The sequence below is a fragment of the Azospirillum formosense genome, assembly GCF_013340925.1.
GTDB classification, from domain to species: Bacteria; Pseudomonadota; Alphaproteobacteria; order Azospirillales; family Azospirillaceae; genus Azospirillum; species Azospirillum formosense.
In genome coordinates this window covers 1-3,018 of the sequence record NZ_WHOR01000422.1, presented here as the reverse complement: position 1 = coordinate 3,018, position 3,018 = coordinate 1, and the positions used below count along the sequence as shown (strand labels likewise).

Here is a 3,018-nt window from a genome sequence, read left to right as displayed (position 1 = left end):
GGTGGCCGACGAGCCGATCGCCACGGCGCTGGCCATCGACCTGATCCGGCTGGAGCTGGGCTACGGCCTGCTGTCGCTGATCAACCAGCCGCAGGCGGGCAGCCACCGGCTGACCGACCAGATCAAGGGCCTGCGCCGCCAGATCGCCGGCGAGGTCGGATTCGTCATGCCGGCGGTGCGCATCCAGGACAACCTCCAGCTTCCGCCCAATGCCTACATCATCCGCGTCAAGGAGATCGAGGCGGGGCGCGGCGACATCCGCCCGAACATGCTGCTGGTCATGGACCCGCGCGGCGAAGCGATGAGCCTGCCCGGCGAGCAGACGGTGGAGCCGACCTTCGGCCTGCCGGCCATCTGGATCGAGCCGGGCTACCGCGAGGAGGCGCTGTTCAAGGGCTACACGGTGGTCGACCCGTCCACCGTCATCACCACGCACCTGACCGAGCTGATCAAGGACAACATGCCCGAGCTGCTGTCCTTCACCGAGACGCAGAAGCTGCTGGACGAGCTGGACAAGGAGCACCAGAAGCTGATCGCCGACGTGGTGCCGGCGCAGATCACTGTGGGCGGATTGCAACGGGTGTTGCAGAACCTGCTTGCAGAACGGGTTTCGGTACGCGATCTTGCGACCATTCTGGAGGGCGTGTCCGAAGCGGCAAGCCAAACCCGCAGCATCACGCAGATCACCGAGCATGTGCGCACGCGCCTGGCGCGGCAGATCTGCGACGCGAACATCAACGAGATGGGAGTGATCCCGCTCGTCACCCTGTCCCCCGAGTGGGAGCAGGCGTTCGCGGAATCGCTGGTGGGCGATGGCGACGACCGGCAACTGACGATGGCGCCGAGCCGGCTTCAGCAATTCATCACTTCGGTCCGCCAAACCTTCGAGCGACACGCCATGATGGGCGAGACCCCCGTCCTGTTGACCAGCCCGCTGATCCGTCCCTTCGTCCGCTCGATCGTCGAGCGGTTCCGGCCGGCCACCGTGGTGATGTCGCAGAACGAGATCCACCCCAAGGCGCGGATCAAGACCCTGGGGCAGATCTGATGCAGGCCATGACGAACCAGTGTGACGGGCGGGGAGCGGGCCGATGCGGCTGAAGTCGTTCCACGCCAAGTCCATGTCCGAAGCCATGCGCATGGTCCGCCAGACGCTGGGCGACGATGCCATCATCGTCGCCACGCGCGAGGAGGACGGCGGCGGCGTTCGCGTGACCGCGGCGGTGGAGGACGACGATCTGCTGATGGCGCAGGCGCGCACGGCCCAGCCGGCCCGGACCGCCCGCCCCATGGTGGTGGTCGAGGAGGAGCCGGAGATCGACGTGGGCGAGGTGGTGGCCGACGTGCTGCACCGCCACGGCGTCCCCGCGGCCCTGGCCGAGCAGCTGATCGACGCCGCCGCCGGGCTGGACACCGACGATCCCGCGCTGGCGCTGGGCGCCGCCCTCGACTCCATGTTCACCTTCAGCCCGCTGCAGGACCGGCGCGGCGGCAACAAGCCGCTGATCCTGGTCGGCCCGCCGGGCAGCGGCAAGACGCTGATCGTCGCCAAGCTGGCCGCCCAGGCGGTGTTCCGCAAACGCTCGGTCGGCGTGATCACCACCGACACGGTTCGCGCCGGCGGCATGGAACAGTTGGCCGCCTTCACGCGTCTGATGAAAATCAAACTGGCGACGGTGGAAGACCCCGACGCGCTCGCGGGCGCGTTCGAGGTCAGCCGCGGCGCCGACGTCGTCCTGGTGGATACCGCCGGGCGCAACCCCTACAATCGGGAAGACATGGCCGACCTCAAGGCCCTGCTGTCCGCCGGGGTGGCCGAGCCGATCCTCGTGCTCCCCGCCGGGCTGGACGCCATGGAAGCCGCCGACATCGCCCAATCCTTCAAGGCGCTGGGCGTGCGGCGGATGCTGATCACCCGGCTCGACATGGCGCGTCGGCTGGGCAGCCTGCTCGGTACCGCGCACCGTTCGCGCATGGCCTTCTGCAACGCCAGCGTTTCCTCCAAGGTGGCCGAGGGGCTGACACCGCTGAACCCGGTGGCCTTCGCCCGCCTGATGATGCCCGCCGAGGACAAGGCGGCGCGCAACCGGCCCAAGCCGGTGGCCCCTGCCAAGACCAAAGCCGTTCGTTCTTCGTCGAGGACCATCCCATGACCGATCCGGTGTTTCCGGCCGCCCTCAAGAACGTTCACCCGCTGCGCGGTGCCAACGTCATCGCCGTGGCCAGCGGAAAGGGCGGCGTCGGCAAGACGTGGTTCTCGATCACGCTCGCCCACGCGCTGACCAAGATGGGCAAGAACTCGCTGCTGTTCGACGGCGACCTCGGCCTCGCCAACGTCGACATCCAGCTCGGCTTCCAGCCCAAGAACGATCTCGGCGCGGTCATCAACGGCGACGTGACGCTGGGCCGCGCGGCCCAGCGCTACACCGAGGGCGGCTTCGACATCATCGCCGGCCGCTCCGGCTCCGGGACGCTCGCCCAATTGCCGAGCCAGCGCCTGTCCGGCCTGCGCAACGACCTGATGGAGCTGGCGCGGCGCTACGACTGCGTCATCATGGACATGGGGGCCGGCGTCGACCGCACGGTGCGCACCCTGTCCGGCCCGGCCGGGACGACGCTGGTGGTGACGACGGACGAGCCGACCTCGCTGACCGACGCCTACGCCTTCATCAAGCTGACCCACGCCACCAACCCCACCGCCGACCTGCGCGTCGTGGTGAACATGGCGCAGAGCGTGAAGGACGGCGAGCGCACCTACGGCACCATCCTGAAGGCCTGCCAGAACTTCCTGAAGTACAAGCCCGCGCTGGCCGGCATCATCCGCCGCGACCTGAAGGTGCGCGACGCCATCCGCAACCAGTCGCCGCTGCTGACCCGCTCCCCCAGCTCCGACGCTGCGCGGGACGTGCTGGCCATTGCCCAGCGGCTTCTGAACGGCCAGTAAGTCCGGAGATGGGGGGCGCCCTTCCTCCCACGGCCGCCGGCGCGCCCGCCGCCCCGGCGGCCGTGGGAGGAAGG

The 3,018-nt window shown here is 69.0% G+C and carries 3 protein-coding genes; all 3 read left to right on the top strand.

The annotated features are described in order from the left end of the window. Positions 1-1,048, top strand: a 1,048-nt coding sequence (locus GBZ26_RS28475; protein WP_247884941.1) for an FHIPEP family type III secretion protein, incomplete at its 5' end; no start/stop codon positions are given. 43 nt (positions 1,049-1,091) lie between these two features. Continuing rightward, complete coding sequence (locus GBZ26_RS28470) at positions 1,092-2,153, top strand: flagellar biosynthesis protein FlhF (RefSeq protein ID WP_174441677.1); 1,062 nt, start codon at positions 1,092-1,094, stop codon at positions 2,151-2,153. After that, complete coding sequence (locus GBZ26_RS28465; RefSeq protein ID WP_014198325.1) at positions 2,150-2,944, top strand: MinD/ParA family protein; 795 nt, start codon at positions 2,150-2,152, stop codon at positions 2,942-2,944. The genes GBZ26_RS28470 and GBZ26_RS28465 overlap by 4 nt, the downstream gene beginning before the upstream one ends. The last annotated feature ends 74 nt before the right edge of the window (positions 2,945-3,018 follow it).